This is a genomic window from Streptomyces sp. CA-210063 (genome assembly GCF_024612015.1).
Lineage (GTDB): Bacteria > Actinomycetota > Actinomycetes > Streptomycetales > Streptomycetaceae > Streptomyces.
This window is the reverse complement of record NZ_CP102512.1, coordinates 1324822-1340740: the sequence shown is the minus strand read 5'-3', so window position 1 is coordinate 1340740 and position 15919 is coordinate 1324822. Positions and strand designations below refer to the sequence as shown.

Below are 15919 nucleotides of genomic sequence, written 5' to 3'. Positions count from 1 at the left end.
GGCCATAGGGCTCAGGACGTCGCCGTCGGGCTGATGATGAAGTTGCTGAAGCCGCCGTTGCGCTCCGCGATGCCGCTGATGGCCTCGTTGACCTGCTCCAGCGGGATGACCTGGTGCTCCAGCGGGCTCAGGTCGAGCAAGCCCGCCTCCACCATGTCGGCCATGGTCTGGCCCTCGCCGGAGGTGAACCAGGCCGAGCCGATGAGCCGCAGCTGCTGGTCCATCATGCGGTGGATGTCGATCGGCAGGTCACCGGCGACGGCGCCGATGTTCACCGCGATGCCGCCGCGCGCCATGGCCCGCATGCCGGCCAGGAACGTCTCGTGCGGGGCGCCCGGGCCGAGGGCGTCGATGTAGATGTCGACGCCGTGGTTGTCGGTCTCCTGGTGGATCCAGTCGTCCAGCGGACCGTCGTTGAGGGAGTGCAGGTGCAGTCGGCCGCCGCCCAGTTTGTCGACCTGGTCGAGCAGGCCCTGGTCGCGGCCGGTGCCGTACACCTCGGTCAGGCCCATGGCGGGCGCGAGCAGGGCGGCACCGATGCCGAGGGTTCCGCTGATGCCGTTGACCAGGATCGACTTGCCCGGACCGGCGCCGGCCTTGCGGAGGGCGGAGTACATGGTGCCGAGGTAGCCGAAGCGGGCGGCGGCGTCGAAGGACAGGTTGGCGGGGAGCTTCACCAGGGAGTAGGCGGGGGCGACCATGTACTCGGCGAGGCCGCCCTGGTAGCGGTCGAGGAGGTCGATCGCGGTGGGGGAGAAACCGAAGTACCCGGCGAAGGCGTAACTGGCGCAGTTGATCGAGTCGTTGTTGCGGCAGGACCGACAGGCCCCGCAGCTGCGGCCCGGGTTGACGTACACCCGGTCGCCGACCTTCCAGCCCTGGACTCCCTCGCCGACCGCCTCGACCACACCGGCCGGGTCGAGCCCGAAGATCGCCGGGAGTGTGGGCAGCGGGCTGTGCGGGAACCACGTGGTCCACATATTCAGGATGTTGGCGAGGTTCGGGACGATGTTGACGGCGTGCACGGCCACCCGGACGTCGCCGGGGCCCGGCTCGGGAACGGGGAGTTCCTCGATCAGCATGGGCTCGCCGACGTGGTGCATCCGCGCGGCTCGCATGGTCGCACTCATGGCCACTCCTTCGTGGTGTGGAGATGTCGCCGGTGGAGCCGGCCCCCATCTCATGGTTCGGGGATATGGATGTGGGGGGGGCGGGATGTGCGTGGGGATCTCTGGGGTGTGGAGCTCTGGGAGATGCGGTTCTGCGGTGTTGATGTCGGCCGTCGAACCGCACCTCCGGTGCCGTCTGTACGGCGTCGCCGTCGTCGTCGTACGGCGTGATCGGTCGCCCGGTCGCCCGGTCGCCCGGTCGCCCGGTCGGTCCGGTCGGACCGTGCCAACGGCGTGCGTGATCTCAGTCGTCCAGCAGCGTCGTCAGCCGCTGTCGCTGGAGTTTCCCGGTCGCCCCTCGGGGCAGTGCCGGGACGACGTGGAGGCGGCGGGGCCACTTGTGGCGGGCCAGCCGTCCGTCGAGGTGGGCGCGGACGTCGTCGAGCGTCGGTTCGCCGGAGTCGGAGACGAGGAAGGCGGTCACGACCTCGCCCCACACCTCGTCCGGCGCCCCGGACACCGCGACCTCGACCACGCCCGGAAGGTCGGCCAGAGCGTTTTCGACCTCGGCGGGGTCGACGTTCTCGCCGCCGGTGATGATCGTGTCCTTTACCCGGCCGACGACCTCCAGCCGGCCCTGGGCGTCGGCCCGTCCCCGGTCGCCGCTGTGGAACCAGCCCTCAGCGTCCGTGGCGTGCCGCAGCCCGGTCGCCGTCCAGTAGTGCGAGGCGACCGACGGCCCGCGCACCCAGATCTCACCGGCGGCACCCGCAGGAGCCGGCGCCCCCGCCTCGTCCACGACCAGCAGTTCGACGTGGGGCACGGGACGCCCCGCGAGGGTGGCGGCCGTGTCGAGCGGCGAGTACGTCACCCCGGCACACGTCTCTGTCAGCCCATAGGAGTCGGCGACCCCGATGCCGCGCTGATGGAGCTGCGCCCGGGTCGCCGTCTGCGCCGGTGCCCCGCCGGACAGGATCCACCGAAGGGTGTCCAGGTCAGCGCTGGTGAAGCGGGAGTGTCGGGCCAGCAGCGCGGCCATGGCGGGCACCGCGAACGCGCAGGTCACCCTGTGGTCACGGACCAGGTCGGTGAAGAGGTCCGGGTCGAACTTCGGCGCCAGTACCACCGTTCCGCGCCGTGCCCAGGTGTACTGCGGAAGCCCGCCCAGTACGGCCACGTGCGCCAGCGGGGTGGAGACGAGGGCGACGTCGTCCTCGCCGACCGACAGCAGGGACAGGCCGTTGACCATGCTCCAGCGCAGGTTGTCGTGCGTGAGCGCGACCCCTTTGGGGCGGCCGGAGGTCCCGGACGTGAACGCGATGATCGCGACATCGGACCCGGCGGGCGGCTCGGGATCGGCGGCCGGCGCCGACGCCTCGTCGCCGGGGTACAGCTCGTCCCACGTCAGCCGGAAGCACGTACCACCGCCATCGCCCGGCCCCGCGCTCAGGAACCGCTCGTCACCGACCACCGCACGCGGCGCGGTCTCCTCGCGGAACACCGCCAGCTCGGCGCCGGTCACCTGAGGGTGGACCGGTACGAGGACCGCGCCCATCCGCGTCACGGCGAACAGCGTGATCAGCGCCTCGGGCCGGGCCGCCCCCTGCATCACCACCCGGTCGCCCCTGCGCACCCCGAACTTGTCGAGCCGGGCGACCGTGCGCCGTACGGCGAGATCTAGCTCGGCATATGTCCAGGACTTGTCCGCGAAGACCAGGGCGGTGCGCGAGCCCGCCTCGGCCGCGCTCGTCACGAGGTGGGCGCCGAACCACACCTCGGTGGAGTCTGCGGTCATGCGCGCACCTCCTTCGTGCGTCGGGCGCGGGCGAGGGCGCCGAGGGTGGACCCCGCGAGGTCGGCGGGGGATACGGGCGGGTCCTGTTGGAGCAGTCGACGGGCCGCCAGGTGCTCGGCGGGCCAGTTCAGTGTTTCCACGGCCACCAGCCGCTCGTCGCGGAAGGCGTACGTGGCCAGCCGTTCCGGGGTGTCACCGGGCACCACCCGCACCTCGTCGGTGGTCGCCCGCAACCCCGCGATCTGGAGCTTCACCGGACCCTGGTCGCTCCAGAACCACGGCAGGCTCTCGTACGGCCCGGCGGCGCCCCCGGCGATACGGCGGCCGATGAGCGCCCCCTGGTCGATGGCGTTCTGCACGGACTCCAGCCGGATGAGCCCGTCCGCGTGCGGATGCGGATACCGGGCGCAGTCGCCCACGGCAAAGACCCGGGGATCGGAGACCGAGCGCAGCTGCTCGTCCACGATCACCCCGTCGTCCACCGCCAGCCCGGCCTCCCGGGCCAGTTCGTCCCTGGGCACGGCCCCCACGCCGTAGAGCACGAGGTCGGCGGGCAGCGGGCCCTGGCTGGTGGCGACCCGGTGAACCTGCCCACCCGTGCCCTCGATCCGCTCGACGGCCGTCCCGGTGAGGATCCGGACGCCGTCGCGCTCGTGCCGCTCCCGCAGATGCTCCTCGAGTTGAGGTGAGACGGCCCGGCTGAGCAGCCGGTCGGCCAGTTCGACCACCGTCACGCGTGCTCCGCCTGCCTGGGCGACCTGGGCCAGTTCCAGTCCGATGAACCCGCCGCCCACGACGACCACGTCACGGGCCGTTGTCAGCGCCCGGCCGATCGCGAGGGCGTCGTCGAGGGAGCGCAGCGCGTGGACGCCCGCCAACTCGGCGCCGGGCACGGGCAGCGGGCGGTTGCGCGCGCCGGTCGCCAGGACCAGGTGCTCGTACGGGACGCGCTCGCCCGAGCCGGTGGTCACCGCGCAGGCGGCCGTGTCGAGGGCGGCGACGTACTCGCCGAGCCGCAGCTCGATGTCCCGCTCGCGGTAGAAGGACTCCGGCACCAGGTCGACGCCAGGGCCCTCCGGTTCGGTGTGGGCCTTCTTGGACAGCGGGGGCCGCTGGTACGGCAGCCGGGGCTCGTCGGCGAAGACGGTGACCGGGCCCTCGTACCCGGCGCCGCGCAGGGCCTGGACGACGCTGAACCCGGCCTGTCCGCCCCCGACGACGACCACGCCCGCGTTGGTGCCGCTCATACCTGCTCCTCGGGGATGTGGACGACCAGCCCGTCGAGCGCGTCGGAGACCTGGACCTGGCAGCTGAGCCGGCTGGTGGGCCGGCGTTCGGCGGCGGTGAAGTCCAGCATCTCGTCCTCGACGTCGTTCGGCGGACCCACCTGTTCGCCGTGCCGTTCGTCGACGTAGACGTGGCAGGTGGCGCAGGAGGCGTTACCTCCGCACTCTGCGACGATGCCGTCGACGCCGTTCGACACGGCCGCCTGCATGAGCACCGTCCCGGAATCGGCGGTGACCTTGCGTTGGGTGCCGTCGGGCAACTCGAAGATGACGATGGGCATGAAGTCCTCCCGGTGGGGACCGGCTCAGGCGGCGTACCAGACTCAGCTGGTCTGCCAGGTGACGTTCAGCGAGGTGAGTCCCCGGAACACCCAGCCCTCCATCAGGTCGTCCGCGCCTTCGACGAGGCGGAGTACCTTGAGGCGGCTGAAGACGAGGGGCCAGGCGAGCGCGCTGACCTCGTGGCGTGCGACCCACGCGCCCATGCAGAAGTGCGGACCGCCTCCGAAGGCGAGATGCGGCCGGTGCGGTCGGTCGATGTCGAACTCGTCGGCTCGTTCGAAGACCGACTCGTCCCGGTTCCCCGAGGCGATGACGAGGGCCACGCGGCTCCCGGCGGGGAGAGCGACGCCCGCGATCTCGTAGTCCTGGGTGAGCTGGCGCGGATACATGCCGATCGGCGAGATCCAGCGCGCGGTCTCCTCGAAGACCCGCTTCCAGAGACCCGGATCGGCCACGACCCGGTCCAGTACGTCCGGGCGTTGCAGCAGTGCCTGCGCACCGACACCGAAGACGTCACGCGGCTCGTTGACGCCCCCGCCGATGATGACCTTGATGTTGTTCTGGATCTCCGTCAGCTCCACCGGATCGGCCGCGTGGACCATGGAGGAGATCACCGAGCCGTCGGGCTCGCGGCGGGCGGCATCGGCCATCTCGGCCACCGCGTCCTCGATGTCCCGGGTGGCCTGCTCGGCACGCAGCCAGATGTCGGGGTCGTCGGCGTAGTTGCCGTTCGCCGCCATCATCGCCCGCGACCAGTCGGAGATGTCGTCGGCGCCGGCGTTGCGCAGCCCCAGGACCACGGCCAGGTTGGCCGCCGCGAGTGGCTCGGCGAAGTCGCCGATCAGGTCGGCCTCGCCGCGCCCGGCGATCCGGTCGAGCAGCTCGTGCGCGTTGTGTTCGAAGGTTTCGGCCCACAGGTCGCGGACCTGGCGGGGGCGGGTCGGCGGCTCGGCCGCGGCCCGCAGCCGCCGGTGCTCCGGGTCGTCCTCACGGAGCAGATTGGGGCCGACGGTGCGCAGCAGCAGCGAGCCCTCCTCGCGCGAGCTGAACACCTCCGGCAGCTTCTCCGCGTGGACGATGTCCTCGTACCGGGTCAGCAGATGCCGTCCGACCGACGGGACCCAGGCCAGCGGGGCGGTGCGGCGCAGTTCGGCGTAGGCCGGGTACGGGTCGCGGCGCAGCTCGGCGAGGTCGAGGTCGACGACCGGCGCGCCGGGGGCCGCGGTGGTCACGGCGCTCATGACGTCCCGCTCGCGCCGATCAGGACGAAGAACATCGTGGCGGGCTCCGTGCCGGTGACGCGCCAGGCGTGGCGGGTGCCGTTCTGCACGACTATGTCGCCGGGTCCCAGGACTGCCGTCTCGCCGCCGTCCAGGTCGAGGACGATCTCGCCGGACAGGACCACGCCGTAGTCGACGGTGGGGGTGGTGTGCATACCGGGGTTGTCGGGCTCGAAGAGTTCGGCGAGTCCGGAGGAGGTCGCCAGCTGCTCGGCCGCCGCGGCGGCGGGGTCGAAGCCGGGGTCGGCGTAGACGGTGCTCGGCGGGAAGGTGACGGTCAGGGCGATCGTTTCGCCGGGAGCGGGCACGAAGGACTTCAGCGATGCCGTCGGGTCGGCCGACGGGGTGGCGGGCGCCGTCGTGTTCCACACCAGGGACCTGGCGTGGCCCGGGGTGTGGATGCACTGATGGGTGCGCGGCGGCTCGCCGTCACTGATGATCACGGGCTTGCCGCTCGGGCTGACACCGGTGACGACACGACGGACCATGATTCTCTCCCTTGAGAAACCGACGGGGGGCGTCAGGTGAAGGTGGCTGAACGTTAAAGCGCTTAGGGGATATTCGATAGAGGTGTGACAGTCAAAGTTCTGACGAATTTGGAAGGTGGTGTCACCGCGGGCAACGGGCAGTCGTCCGAGGGGCCGGGCGCGGTCGTTCAGTCTGCGGCCGGGGTCTCCTGATTGACCAGGGTTCGCAGCAGGTGAACCAGCTCACCGAGCTGGTCGTCGCGCAGGACAGCTGTCCACGCCCGCTCGCGCAGGGTCTGGGCCTCGATGGCCTTCCGCAGCGTCTCGCGGCCCTCTTCCGTGAGCTCGACGATCAGCTGGCGGCGGTCGGTCTCCACGCGCATGCGCGTGACCAGTCCGCGGTTCTCCAGGGTCGTCAGCGCGCTGGAGATGCTGGCGCGCGTGGAGCCGGAGACCCGGCCGATGTCCTGCTGGGCGAGCCCGTCGTAGGCCCACAGGGCGTTCAGGATGCGGAAGCCCGCCCAGGTCAGGCCGAGCGGCCGGTGGACGTGCTTCTCGAAGTCCTTGGTGAGCCGGGCTTCGAGGCGGGTGAGGTCGGTGACCATCTCGATCGCGTCGAGGTCCCGGGGATCGGTCGTGCCCAGCTCGCGATGGTGATGGCGCAGCAGCTCCGAGAACTCCCGGGTCCGGCGCAGCCTCGCGGCTTCCGCTTCTCCTGCGGTCTCCGTCACGATCTCCCGCCCTCTCTGGTCCGACCGGACCGCAGTCAGCCGCCGATGACCGGGTTGACCATAGTGCCGACGCCCGTGACCTCGGTCCGCAGGACCTTACCCTCGGTCAGGTACAGCCGAGGAGTGCGGCGGACTCCGCAGCCTGCGGGGGTGCCGGTGAAGATCAGGTCGCCGGGCTCGAACGTGACCCGCCTCGACAGCCAGGCGATCAGCTCGGGCACGCTGAAGATGAGGTCCGAGGTGCGGCCCCGCTGCACTTCCAAGTCGTCGACCCAGCCGGCCACCTCGATGTCGTTCGGGTCCGCGAACTCGTCGACGGTCACCAGGTACGGGCCGATCGGGCTGAAGGTGTCGTACGACTTCGGTAGCGTGAACTGGTTGATCGGCTTGCGCCACTGCTCCTTGCGGTCGCTGATGTCCTGGCCGGCGGTGACCCCCGCGACGTACGACCAGGCGTCGGCCTCGGGGATGTTCTTGCCGGTCCGCCCCATGACCACCACGAGCTCGGCCTCGTAGTCGACCTTGTCGTACTGCGGATCCACCACGATGGAGTCGTACGGACCGACCACGGATGAGGCGAACTTGGCGAACACCGACGGCTCGTCCGGGACGGGCAGGTTGGACTCCTCGGCGTGCGCACGGTAGTTCAGGGCCACGCCGATCGCCTTGTAGGGCTTGGCGACCCGGCCCAGGTCCTGTGGGTCGAACGGCTTCCAGTCCGCATCCTCGGCACGCTCGGCGAGGGTGCGCAGCTCGTCGTGGAGCGAGAGATCGGAGAGCATCTCCAGACGCGGCTCGATCGCTCCCTTGCCGGCGTCCGCGATGTCGAGGGCGAGGTCGTCGCGGACGACGACCGGGCGGCCGGCGAGGTTGGCGAGCTTCATGCGGCTTCTTCCTTCTTCTCGGTCGGTTCGGGGAGGGGCAGTGCGAGGTCGCCCTCGACCTGGACCCCGAGGGTGTTGATGACGGTGGCGATGGTCAGGTACTGGCCGACGGTGTAGAGGACGTCGATGACTTGCTCGGTGCTCAGGTGGGCCGTCAGCCGGGCCCACAGCTCGTCGTCGACGCCCTGGCGGTCCAGGAGCGAGTCGGTGGCGGTGAGCAGCGCCCGGTCCAGCTCGTCCAGTCCGTCCCAGTCGCCGGTCGCGGCGGCCAGGATCGTGTCGTCGGCGAGCCCGGCGCGGCGGGCGATGCGGACGTGCTGGTCCCACTCGTACGCGGCCCGCGCCCGGGCGGCGATCCGCAGGATCATCAGCTCGCGGGACGACAGCGGCAGGGTGTTCTTCCCCAGTACGTGGTTGCCGAAGACGATGAAGCGGCGCAGCGCCTCCTCGTGGTGGGCCAGCGTCGCCCAGATCGTGTAGATCCGACCGTCCTGATCGCGGTACGGCGCCAGCGACGTCAGTGTCTTCTCGTGCAGCTCGCCCTCGTCGACGGGCTGCAGGCGGGCCTTCTCGGGCACTTCTCCCGACATCGGAGACCTCCTCGGCTCGATGGTGTCAACGTATTCGTAAGACTCTTGACCGTCAAGGGTCTAACAAATATTGTCCTCGTCATGACGATCCAGAGCCTTGGGTATGTGGGCATCGGTGCGCCCGACCCGGATGCATGGGCGGAGTACGCCCGGACAGTGATAGGCCTCGCGGTCGAGCCGGGGGCTGCGGCCGGCAGCGGCTCCGCCGCGGGCCGTGACTTCGCGCGCCACCACCTGCGTATGGACCAGCACCCGTTCCGCATGTGGCTGACCGAGGCGGAAACCGGTGGCGTGACGGTCATCGGCTGGGAGGTCCGCGACCAGGCCGCGATCGACGAGATGACCGTGCGCCTCAAAGAGGCCGGGGTCGACGTGACCGCCGGCACGGACGAGGAGTGCCACGACCGCCAAGTGGCCCGGATGGTGCACTTCACCGGCCCGCTCGGCATCCGCACCGAGCTGTTCTGCGGCCGGCGCCTCGCCCCCAGCCAGTTCGTCTCACCGCTGGGCGTCGACTTCGTGACCGGGGAACAGGGGCTCGGGCACGTGGTGATGAAGACGCCGCACGTGCAGGAGGCGGTGGACTTCTACTGCGAGATCCTGGGCTTCCGGCTCAGCGACACCGCCGACTACCCCTGGGGCACCTTCTACTTCCTGGGCTGCAATCCCCGGCATCACAGCATCGCCTTCATCCGCTCGTACAAGAACGAGGGCACCCACCACATCCTGTGCGAGGTGACCAGCCCGGAGGAGGTCGGCCGCGCCCTGGACCGCACACGCGAGCACGACATCGAACTCATGGCGACGCTCGGCAAACACGCCAACGACGGGATGTTCTCCTTCTACATGACGTCGCCCGCCGGCTTCGGCATCGAGATCGGCGCGGGCGGTGTGCAGGTGGATGAGAGCACCTGGGTCAGCCGCGTCTACACCGCTGACATCTGGGGCCACCACCCCGTGGACTGACAGCCCCGGGCCTCCATTCCGTGGAGTGAACGCCCGGACCTTCCCGTCCCGCCCTCGCCCCCATCCGCCGTGGCGCCCATCCGCCCTCGACGAAAGCAGCCGTACCCCATGCTCCAGAGTTTTCTGCAGGACACCTGGGTCACCCCCACGGTCACGCCCGCATCGGCGGTCGCCGTACGCGACGCGGTCACCGGCGAGACGGTCTGCCACGTCTCCTCCGAAGGGCTCGACGTCGCCGGGGCGTTCGCCCACGCACGATGCGTCGGCGGTCCCGCCCTGCGCGACCTCACCTTCCCGCAGCGAGCCGACCTCCTGGACGCGGTCGCCGCAGCCGTCCGCGCACGCCGCGAGGAGCTGTACGCGCTGTCGGCCCGCGCCGGAGCGACCCTGCCGGACGCCCGGTACGACGTCGACGGCGGCATCCGCGTCCTGCGCGACTACGCCACCCGCGCACGCCGCGAACTGCCGGACGCCCCCTATCTGTTGGAGGGCCCCGCCGAACGCCTCGCGCGCGGTGAGGACTTCCTCGGCCTCCACCTCGTCACCCCCTCACCGGGCCTGATGCTCCAGGTGAACGCCTTCAACTTCCCGGTCTGGGCCCCGCTGGAGAAGCTGGCCCAGGCGGTGCTGGCCGGCATGCCCAGCGTGGTGAAGCCGGCCACCCCCACCGCGTACCTCACCGAACACCTCGTCCGGATCGTCACCGAGGCCGGAGTCCTGCCGCCCGGAGCCCTGCAGATGGTCGTCGGCTCGGCGCGCACGGCGCTCGATCTGCTCCACGAACAGGACGTGCTGTCTTTCACCGGCTCGGCCGCTACCGCCGAGACACTGCGCACGCAGCCGAACCTGGTCGCCCGCTCCATCCGCTTCAACGCGGAGGCCGACTCCGTCAACGCCATCGTCCTCGCGCCGGACGTCGAGCCCGGATCCCCGCTGTTCGAAGCCTTCGTCCGCGAGGTCGTGACCGAGATGACGGTCAAGGCCGGCCAGAAGTGCACCGCGATCCGCCGGGTCCTCGTCCCGCAGGAGCATGAACTCGCCGCGCTGGACGCGATCTCGGCCGAGCTGGCAGGGGTGACCATCGGCAACCCCGGTGCGGAGGGCGTCCGGATGGGGGCGGTCGTCAGCCTGGAACAACGCGAGGACGTACGGCGGGCGGTCCGCGCCATCGTCGAGTCCGGCCGCTTCGTGTACGGTGACCCGGGCAAGGTGCGTGTGGTGGACGCCGACCCGGAGCGGGGCGCCTTCCTGGACACGCTGTTGATCTCCGCGGACCCGGACGCCTCGGCACCCCACGAGGTCGAACCCTTCGGACCGGCCGCGACCGTGCTGGCGTACCGCGACACCGCCCACGCCACGGACCTGGTGGCGCGCGGCCGAGGCAGCCTCGCCGCCTCCGTGGTCGGCGACGACCTCGCCTGGACGACCGCCTTCGTCCGGGAGGCGGCTCCCTGGCACGGGCGCCTCCACCTGCTGGACTCGACGAACATGACGCAGACCACCGGGCACGGATCCCCGCTCCCCGCCCTGCGCCACGGCGGCCCGGGCCGGGCCGGCGGGGGATCGGAAATGGGGGGCACCCGCGGTGTCGTGGACCTGATGCAGCGAACGGCACTCCAGGCATCACCGAGGCTGCTGGACACCCTCCGGAACGGGCACGCGCGGCCGCCGGCCGACTCCGCGTGACGTCCATGCGCGCGAGGCGGGCACATTCCGAACGTCTCAACCGCCGTACCGCACCCGTGGAACACGGAACGGACCTGCCGGCCACGATGCTGCTGGCGCTGGCCCTGGCCTACGGAGTCTCCCCGCTGGCCATCGACATGTATCTGTCGGCGTTTCCGCGCATGGCGCGTGACCTGCATGCCTCGGCCACCGGCGTCCAGCTGACGCTGACCGCGTTCATGACCGGCCTGGCCGTCGGGCAACTGGTCATCGGGCCGCTGTCGGACCGCTGGGGCCGGCGTCGGCCGCTGCTGGCCGGGACCGCGGTGAGCGTGCTCGCGGGGCTGCTCTGCGCCGCTGCGCCCTCCGTCGGAATGCTTGTCGCGGCCCGTTTCATGCACGGCGTCAGCGGCGCCGCCGGGATCGTCATAGCCCGTGCTGTGGTCGGGGACCGGGCGCGCGGGGCGGGGGCGGCCCGGGCGTACGGACTGCTGATGATGACGGCGGGCGTGGCACCGGTCGTCGCCCCGCTGATCGGGGGAGCACTGGTCGGTGCCGTCGGCTGGCGCGGGATCTTCCTCGTCCTCGCGGGGCTGGGGGCACTGACGTTCCTCGGCGCGCTCTTCCTGGTTCCCGAGACTCTGCCGCCCGACCGGCGGAGCGGCGGAGGGTTCGTCACCACCCTCCGCCGTACCGGCATCCTCCTCGCCGACCGCCCGTTCCTCGGTTACGCCTTTGCCTTCGCCTTCGGGTTCGGCACCCTGTTCAGCTACCTCGCGGCGTCGCCGTTCGTCTACCAGAACGTCTTCGGTCTCTCGATCGGGACCTACGCGGTGATCCTGGCTGCCAACGCCGTCGGATTCACCGCCACCAGCGCCCTCAACCGGCGGGTCGTCCGGCGCTTCGGCGCCCGTCTCCTGCTGCGCGTCGGCCTCGTCGTCATGGCGGTCTGCGCTACGACGCTGTGCCTGCTCGCCGGCACCGGACTGTTCGTCCGCGACGTCGCCGTCCCATTGGTCTTCGTGACGGTGTCGTCGCTCGGTCTGATCGCGGCCAACGCCACGGCGCTCGCCGTCGCCCGGGCCCCGCAGGCGGCGGGCAGCGCGTCGGCGATCCTCGGGGCTCTGCAGTTCGGTCTGGCCGCCATCGTCTCGCCGCTGGTCGGCCTGGGTGGCGAGCACACCGCCGTCCCCATGACCGTGGCCATGGCCGCCTCGACGGTCGTGGCGGGATCGGCAGTGCTGGCGCTGGCGGGAACCGACCGGGACGGTGATGAACTCGCCTGACCCGCCGGTCACTCCACTGGATCCTGCAGGCCTCCGTGGAGTTCGCCGCCTTGAGGGGAGCGCGCCGCAGTTGCTCACGGCGAGCCCGAGGGGCGTCCGCTGGTGCGGCACGGTCGAGTTCATGCCATCGGCGGCGGCTGTACCGACGGTTGATGCCGTGATGGCGGTCAGGAATGAGCTGTGGGCACTGGCCGACCGCGGCCTATCTGGGTGATGCCGATCTGATGGACCCCGGGTCCTCCGTCCGTCTTCGGCTTGCATAAGACTGTGGCGCAGCTGACAGGGCATTGGATGCCGCCCGGCGTCTTGCCAGGGGCGGCAAGTCGCCCCTGGACAAGCCACCACTGCCGGCACACCCGTCATGCCCTGAGGTGGTCCTGCTCCCGACGCCGACACCAGGCCGCCACCATGCGCGCCCACTACAAACGCCGCACCGCCGGTCACGAACTCCGTTCACATGACGACGCGTCACCTGAGTGGCTCCGAGACCAGCTTCTGACCAGCGGCAATAGTGAAGTGCAACCGGAGTAATGGTACTCCGGTTGCACTTCACTATTGAGTCCCGCTCAGCCCATCAAGGCACTCGCCACCGAACACTCGGCACCATGCTCCGCTCGCGTCCCGTCAGCTCCCGACCGCGATCGCCTCGGTGATCATCTAGTCGACGCTGGGGAGGACGGTGTAGGTGTGCGAAATGCCGTATTGGGCGAGGAACCTGCTGAAGTTCTCCGTGATCTTCTTGTCATCCTTGTCGTAGAGCCAGTCGCCGTTGCCGACGAGGGGGGGGCACCTTGACGCCCTGGGCCTTGATGGCGCGGGTGTTGTGCTCGACGTAGTAGTGCGGGCGTACGGAGTTGAAGTAGGCGGCCGAGGCGGGGTCGTCGAGCGGGCCGAAAGTATTGGTGACGTACTGCTTCATGGGCTCGTCGTCGAAGCCCGAAGTCGATGACGGTGCCCGCGAAGGTCTCGGGGTACTTGAAGGCGAGGCGCAGGGTGCCGAAGCCGCCTGCCGATCAGCCCTCGGTGCCGCGGCCCTCACAGCGGGCGATGGTGCGGTAGCTGGCATCGATGTGCGGGATCAGGTCCATGACGATCACATCCTCGACGGGGCCGCTCAGGACGCCGTCCACGGTCTCACGGGCGTTCACGTACCAGCCGATCGACAGGCCCTGTGCGCAGACGACGATGGTGGGCGGCAGCTCTCCGGCCTTGATGAGGTTGTCCACCTGCGTCATCAGCCAGTGCTTCGCCTCGCGCTGGTTGCCGTTGCCGCCGTGCAGGAAGTAGATCACCGGGAAGCGCTGGTGCGGTTTCTCGGCGTAGGCGTCGGGCAGGTAGACCGCGTAGCTGGCGTAACTGCCCTGTCCGCGCGAGGGCGTCGGGAAGACGCGGTACGCGCCGAGCTCGCTGGTGTGGATGCAGGGGTCGATCCAGACGACGTCCGGTGTGGTCATGGTGAGCGGGTCGTAGATGAGCGCCTGGTAGTCCGTGTCCTTGGCCGCCCCGACCGCCAGGTCGGCCACGTTCCCCGCTTTGCCGGCTCTGACGGGGATGCTCGCTGTGTAGCCGGTGCGCGTGGCGGTGACGACGCCGATGGTGTCCGTGTCGATGACCAAGTCGTCGGCGTGCGCCTTCAGATACGCGATCAGCAGTCTGAGGTCCTTGCCCATGGACGCCTGAGAGGCGTACGAGGCGCTGATGACCGCGTATCCGTAAGCGAGGTAACTGAGGATCGGGGTGGGGTACTCACTGTCTACGTTGGTGTGGTTGCGACCGGCCTCGTACTCCTCGATGCCGTAGGGCAGGACCCAGATGACCACCGGGGTGGGTGTCGTGGGCGGGGTGGGTGTGGTCTCCATTCCGGTGCCGGCCGGCTGGACGGTGCCGTCGAACCGCAGGTCCGCGCCGCTGGCCACGGCTTAGTTGACGTCCTGGGCGAAGGTGAGGCCGCTGATCACCAGAACGTTCTCCTCCTGAGGATTGGGGATGTCGTCCTTGTCGGCGGTCGTGCTCAACCGGCGTTGATGACGACGCACTTCACCTGCGTCCAGTCCTCCAGGTAGTCCGGACCCATGGAGCGGCCGAAGCCGCTGTGCTTGTAGCCACCGAAGGGTGCCCCGATCGCCCCGGCCGGCCCGCCGTCGCCGAGGGTGTTGACGGCGACCTGGCCGGCCTGGACCCGGCGGGCGAGGCGCACCGCCCGCCCCACGTCCTGGGTCCACAGGGTGGCGGTCAGTCCGTAGCGGGTGCCGTTGGCGATGGCGACGGCCTCGTCCTCGTCGTCGTAGGTGAGGACCGACAGGACCGGGCCGAAGATCTCCTCCTGGGCGATGCGCATCCCAGGGGTGACCCGGTCGAAGAGGGTCGGTTCGACGAAGTAGCCGTCGTCGTACGGCTCTCCGGTCAACTTGCCGCCGCCGACGACGACTTCGGCGCCCTCCGCCTTGCCGATGGCGAGGTAGTCGAGCACGCGCTTCTCCTGCCGGGCGTTGATCAGCGGACCCATGTCGACCTGCTGGTCCCACAGCCCGACCCGGACTGCGCGGAAGGCGTCCGCCACCTCGGAGACGAGGCGGTCGTGGAGGGAGGAGTGGACCAGGACCCGGGAACCCGCGGCGCAGACCTGGCCGCTGTTCATGACGATGCTGCGCACGATCGCCGGTACGGCCTTGGCGAGGTCGGCGTCCGGCAGGACCAACTGCGGTGACTTACCGCCGAGTTCGAGCTGGAGCGGGATGAGGTTACGGGCGCAGGCCTCCATGACGGCGGTGCCGGTGGCGGGCGAGCCGGTGAAGCTCACCTTGCGGATGCCGGGGTGGTCGGGCAGCGCGGCTCCGGCCTCGGTGCCGTAGCCGGTGACTACGTTGAGGACGCCGGGCGGGATGCCGGCCTCCTGCGCGAGGTGGGCCAGGTAGAGGGCGGTCAGCGGCGCGTCCTCGGCCGGCTTGAGGACGACGGTGTTGCCGGCCGCGATAGGGGCCGCGGTGTTGAAGACCGTCATCGGGCCCGGCGCGTTCCACGGGATGATCGCGCCGACCACGCCGTAGGGCTCGCGCAGGGTCAGGCCCAGGACGTCCGGGGAGCGGGTGGGCAGGGTGTCGCCGAATACCTTGTCGGCCTTCCCGGCGAGGTAGGTCAGCCGGGCCGCGATGGGCGAAGGGCCGACGGGGTGGCCGACCTCGATCGCCTCCAGACGGTTGATGGCGTCGTCGTGCTCGCGGACCAACTCGGCCCAGCGGTAGAGGAGTTCGCTGCGGCTGGCGGGGCTGGTGTCACGCCAGGCGGGCAGTGCGTCCTCCGCTGCTCGTACGGCGTCGTCGATATCCTTGGCGGTGCCGCGGGGGACGCGCGCGATGACGGCGCCGGTCGCCGGATTGACGACGTCGAGGGTCGCCTTGGAGCGGGCGGAGACCCACTCGCCAGCGACGAGGTGCGTGCCGTCGGGCAGCAGCACGGAGATGTCGAGCGGGGCAGGTGCGGTGGTGGTCATGAGGGTCCTTGACGGAGAGGGGCGGGGAGGTCTCGGCTGTCACGGCCGGGACTATGGAGGAATCCCGGCTGAGACGGGAGGGTCATGG

Annotated in this window: 15 protein-coding genes; 3 read left to right on the top strand and 12 right to left on the bottom strand. The window is 70.4% G+C overall.

Going from position 1 to position 15919, the window contains the following annotated elements; genetic code table 11:
* Positions 1-11: 11 nt before the first annotated feature.
* The 9 genes from JIX56_RS05830 to JIX56_RS05790 all read right to left on the bottom strand — a co-directional run bounded on the left by JIX56_RS05830 (position 12) and on the right by JIX56_RS05790 (position 8424).
* Positions 12-1130, bottom strand: coding sequence for an alcohol dehydrogenase catalytic domain-containing protein (locus JIX56_RS05830; protein WP_257537689.1), 1119 nt, complete (start codon positions 1128-1130; stop codon positions 12-14).
* Between the two features lie 283 nt (positions 1131-1413).
* Positions 1414-2904 (bottom strand): class I adenylate-forming enzyme family protein, encoded by a 1491-nt coding sequence (locus tag JIX56_RS05825; protein WP_257537688.1) that lies wholly within the window; start codon positions 2902-2904, stop codon positions 1414-1416.
* A complete protein-coding gene (locus tag JIX56_RS05820) occupies positions 2901-4151 on the bottom strand; it encodes an NAD(P)/FAD-dependent oxidoreductase (protein WP_257537687.1) in 1251 nt (416 codons plus the stop codon). Before JIX56_RS05820 ends, JIX56_RS05825 begins: the two co-directional genes overlap by 4 nt.
* Positions 4148-4471, bottom strand: a complete 324-nt coding sequence (locus JIX56_RS05815) for a (2Fe-2S)-binding protein (RefSeq protein WP_257537686.1) — start codon at positions 4469-4471, stop codon at positions 4148-4150. Before JIX56_RS05815 ends, JIX56_RS05820 begins: the two co-directional genes overlap by 4 nt.
* A 42-nt stretch (positions 4472-4513) precedes the next feature.
* Positions 4514-5713 (bottom strand): cytochrome P450, encoded by a 1200-nt coding sequence (locus JIX56_RS05810; RefSeq protein ID WP_257537685.1) that lies wholly within the window; start codon positions 5711-5713, stop codon positions 4514-4516.
* Complete coding sequence (locus tag JIX56_RS05805; protein ID WP_257537684.1) at positions 5710-6240, bottom strand: cupin domain-containing protein; 531 nt, start codon at positions 6238-6240, stop codon at positions 5710-5712. Before JIX56_RS05805 ends, JIX56_RS05810 begins: the two co-directional genes overlap by 4 nt.
* Before the next feature lie 167 nt (positions 6241-6407).
* Positions 6408-6950 (bottom strand): MarR family winged helix-turn-helix transcriptional regulator, encoded by a 543-nt coding sequence (locus JIX56_RS05800; RefSeq protein WP_257537683.1) that lies wholly within the window; start codon positions 6948-6950, stop codon positions 6408-6410.
* Positions 6951-6985: 35 nt separating this feature from the next.
* Positions 6986-7834, bottom strand: coding sequence for a fumarylacetoacetate hydrolase family protein (locus JIX56_RS05795; protein WP_257537682.1), 849 nt, complete (start codon positions 7832-7834; stop codon positions 6986-6988).
* Complete coding sequence (locus JIX56_RS05790) at positions 7831-8424, bottom strand: carboxymuconolactone decarboxylase family protein (RefSeq protein WP_257537681.1); 594 nt, start codon at positions 8422-8424, stop codon at positions 7831-7833. Before JIX56_RS05790 ends, JIX56_RS05795 begins: the two co-directional genes overlap by 4 nt.
* Positions 8425-8505: 81 nt before the next feature.
* On the opposite strand from JIX56_RS05790, the gene JIX56_RS05785 reads away from it, so the two are divergent.
* The 3 genes from JIX56_RS05785 (at position 8506) to JIX56_RS05775 (ending at position 12341) form a co-directional block, all read left to right on the top strand.
* Positions 8506-9390, top strand: a complete 885-nt coding sequence (locus tag JIX56_RS05785; RefSeq protein WP_257537680.1) for a VOC family protein — start codon at positions 8506-8508, stop codon at positions 9388-9390.
* 108 nt (positions 9391-9498) lie between these two features.
* A complete protein-coding gene (paaZ, locus tag JIX56_RS05780) occupies positions 9499-11076 on the top strand; it encodes a phenylacetic acid degradation bifunctional protein PaaZ (RefSeq protein ID WP_257537679.1) in 1578 nt (525 codons plus the stop codon).
* 56 nt (positions 11077-11132) lie between these two features.
* Positions 11133-12341 (top strand): multidrug effflux MFS transporter, encoded by a 1209-nt coding sequence (locus JIX56_RS05775; protein ID WP_257537678.1) that lies wholly within the window; start codon positions 11133-11135, stop codon positions 12339-12341.
* A 742-nt stretch (positions 12342-13083) separates the two neighbouring features.
* On the opposite strand, the gene JIX56_RS05770 is transcribed toward JIX56_RS05775, so the two are convergent.
* The 3 genes from JIX56_RS05770 to JIX56_RS05760 form a co-directional block, all read right to left on the bottom strand.
* Positions 13084-13260 (bottom strand): hypothetical protein, encoded by a 177-nt coding sequence (locus JIX56_RS05770; protein ID WP_257537677.1) that lies wholly within the window; start codon positions 13258-13260, stop codon positions 13084-13086.
* Positions 13261-13354: 94 nt separating this feature from the next.
* Positions 13355-14257, bottom strand: coding sequence for an alpha/beta hydrolase-fold protein (locus tag JIX56_RS05765; protein WP_257537676.1), 903 nt, complete (start codon positions 14255-14257; stop codon positions 13355-13357).
* 95 nt (positions 14258-14352) lie between these two features.
* Complete coding sequence (locus JIX56_RS05760; RefSeq protein WP_257537675.1) at positions 14353-15831, bottom strand: aldehyde dehydrogenase family protein; 1479 nt, start codon at positions 15829-15831, stop codon at positions 14353-14355.
* Between the last annotated feature and the right edge of the window lie 88 nt (positions 15832-15919).

Bases quoted from the DNA above. Each gene is read 5' to 3' on its own strand.
- JIX56_RS05815 (WP_257537686.1), bottom strand. From the start codon at position 4,471: ATGCCCATCGTCATCTTCGAGTTGCCCGACGGCACCCAACGCAAGGTC.
- JIX56_RS05805 (WP_257537684.1), bottom strand. From the start codon at position 6,240: ATGGTCCGTCGTGTCGTCACCGGTGTCAGCCCGAGCGGCAAGCCCGTG.
- JIX56_RS05810 (WP_257537685.1), bottom strand. From the start codon at position 5,713: ATGAGCGCCGTGACCACCGCGGCCCCCGGCGCGCCGGTCGTCGACCTC.
- JIX56_RS05785 (WP_257537680.1), top strand. From the start codon at position 8,506: ATGACGATCCAGAGCCTTGGGTATGTGGGCATCGGTGCGCCCGACCCG.
- JIX56_RS05830 (WP_257537689.1), bottom strand. From the start codon at position 1,130: ATGAGTGCGACCATGCGAGCCGCGCGGATGCACCACGTCGGCGAGCCC.
- paaZ (WP_257537679.1), top strand. From the start codon at position 9,499: ATGCTCCAGAGTTTTCTGCAGGACACCTGGGTCACCCCCACGGTCACG.
- JIX56_RS05790 (WP_257537681.1), bottom strand. From the start codon at position 8,424: ATGTCGGGAGAAGTGCCCGAGAAGGCCCGCCTGCAGCCCGTCGACGAG.
- JIX56_RS05760 (WP_257537675.1), bottom strand. From the start codon at position 15,831: ATGACCACCACCGCACCTGCCCCGCTCGACATCTCCGTGCTGCTGCCC.
- JIX56_RS05770 (WP_257537677.1), bottom strand. From the start codon at position 13,260: ATGAAGCAGTACGTCACCAATACTTTCGGCCCGCTCGACGACCCCGCC.
- JIX56_RS05825 (WP_257537688.1), bottom strand. From the start codon at position 2,904: ATGACCGCAGACTCCACCGAGGTGTGGTTCGGCGCCCACCTCGTGACG.
- JIX56_RS05795 (WP_257537682.1), bottom strand. From the start codon at position 7,834: ATGAAGCTCGCCAACCTCGCCGGCCGCCCGGTCGTCGTCCGCGACGAC.
- JIX56_RS05820 (WP_257537687.1), bottom strand. From the start codon at position 4,151: ATGAGCGGCACCAACGCGGGCGTGGTCGTCGTCGGGGGCGGACAGGCC.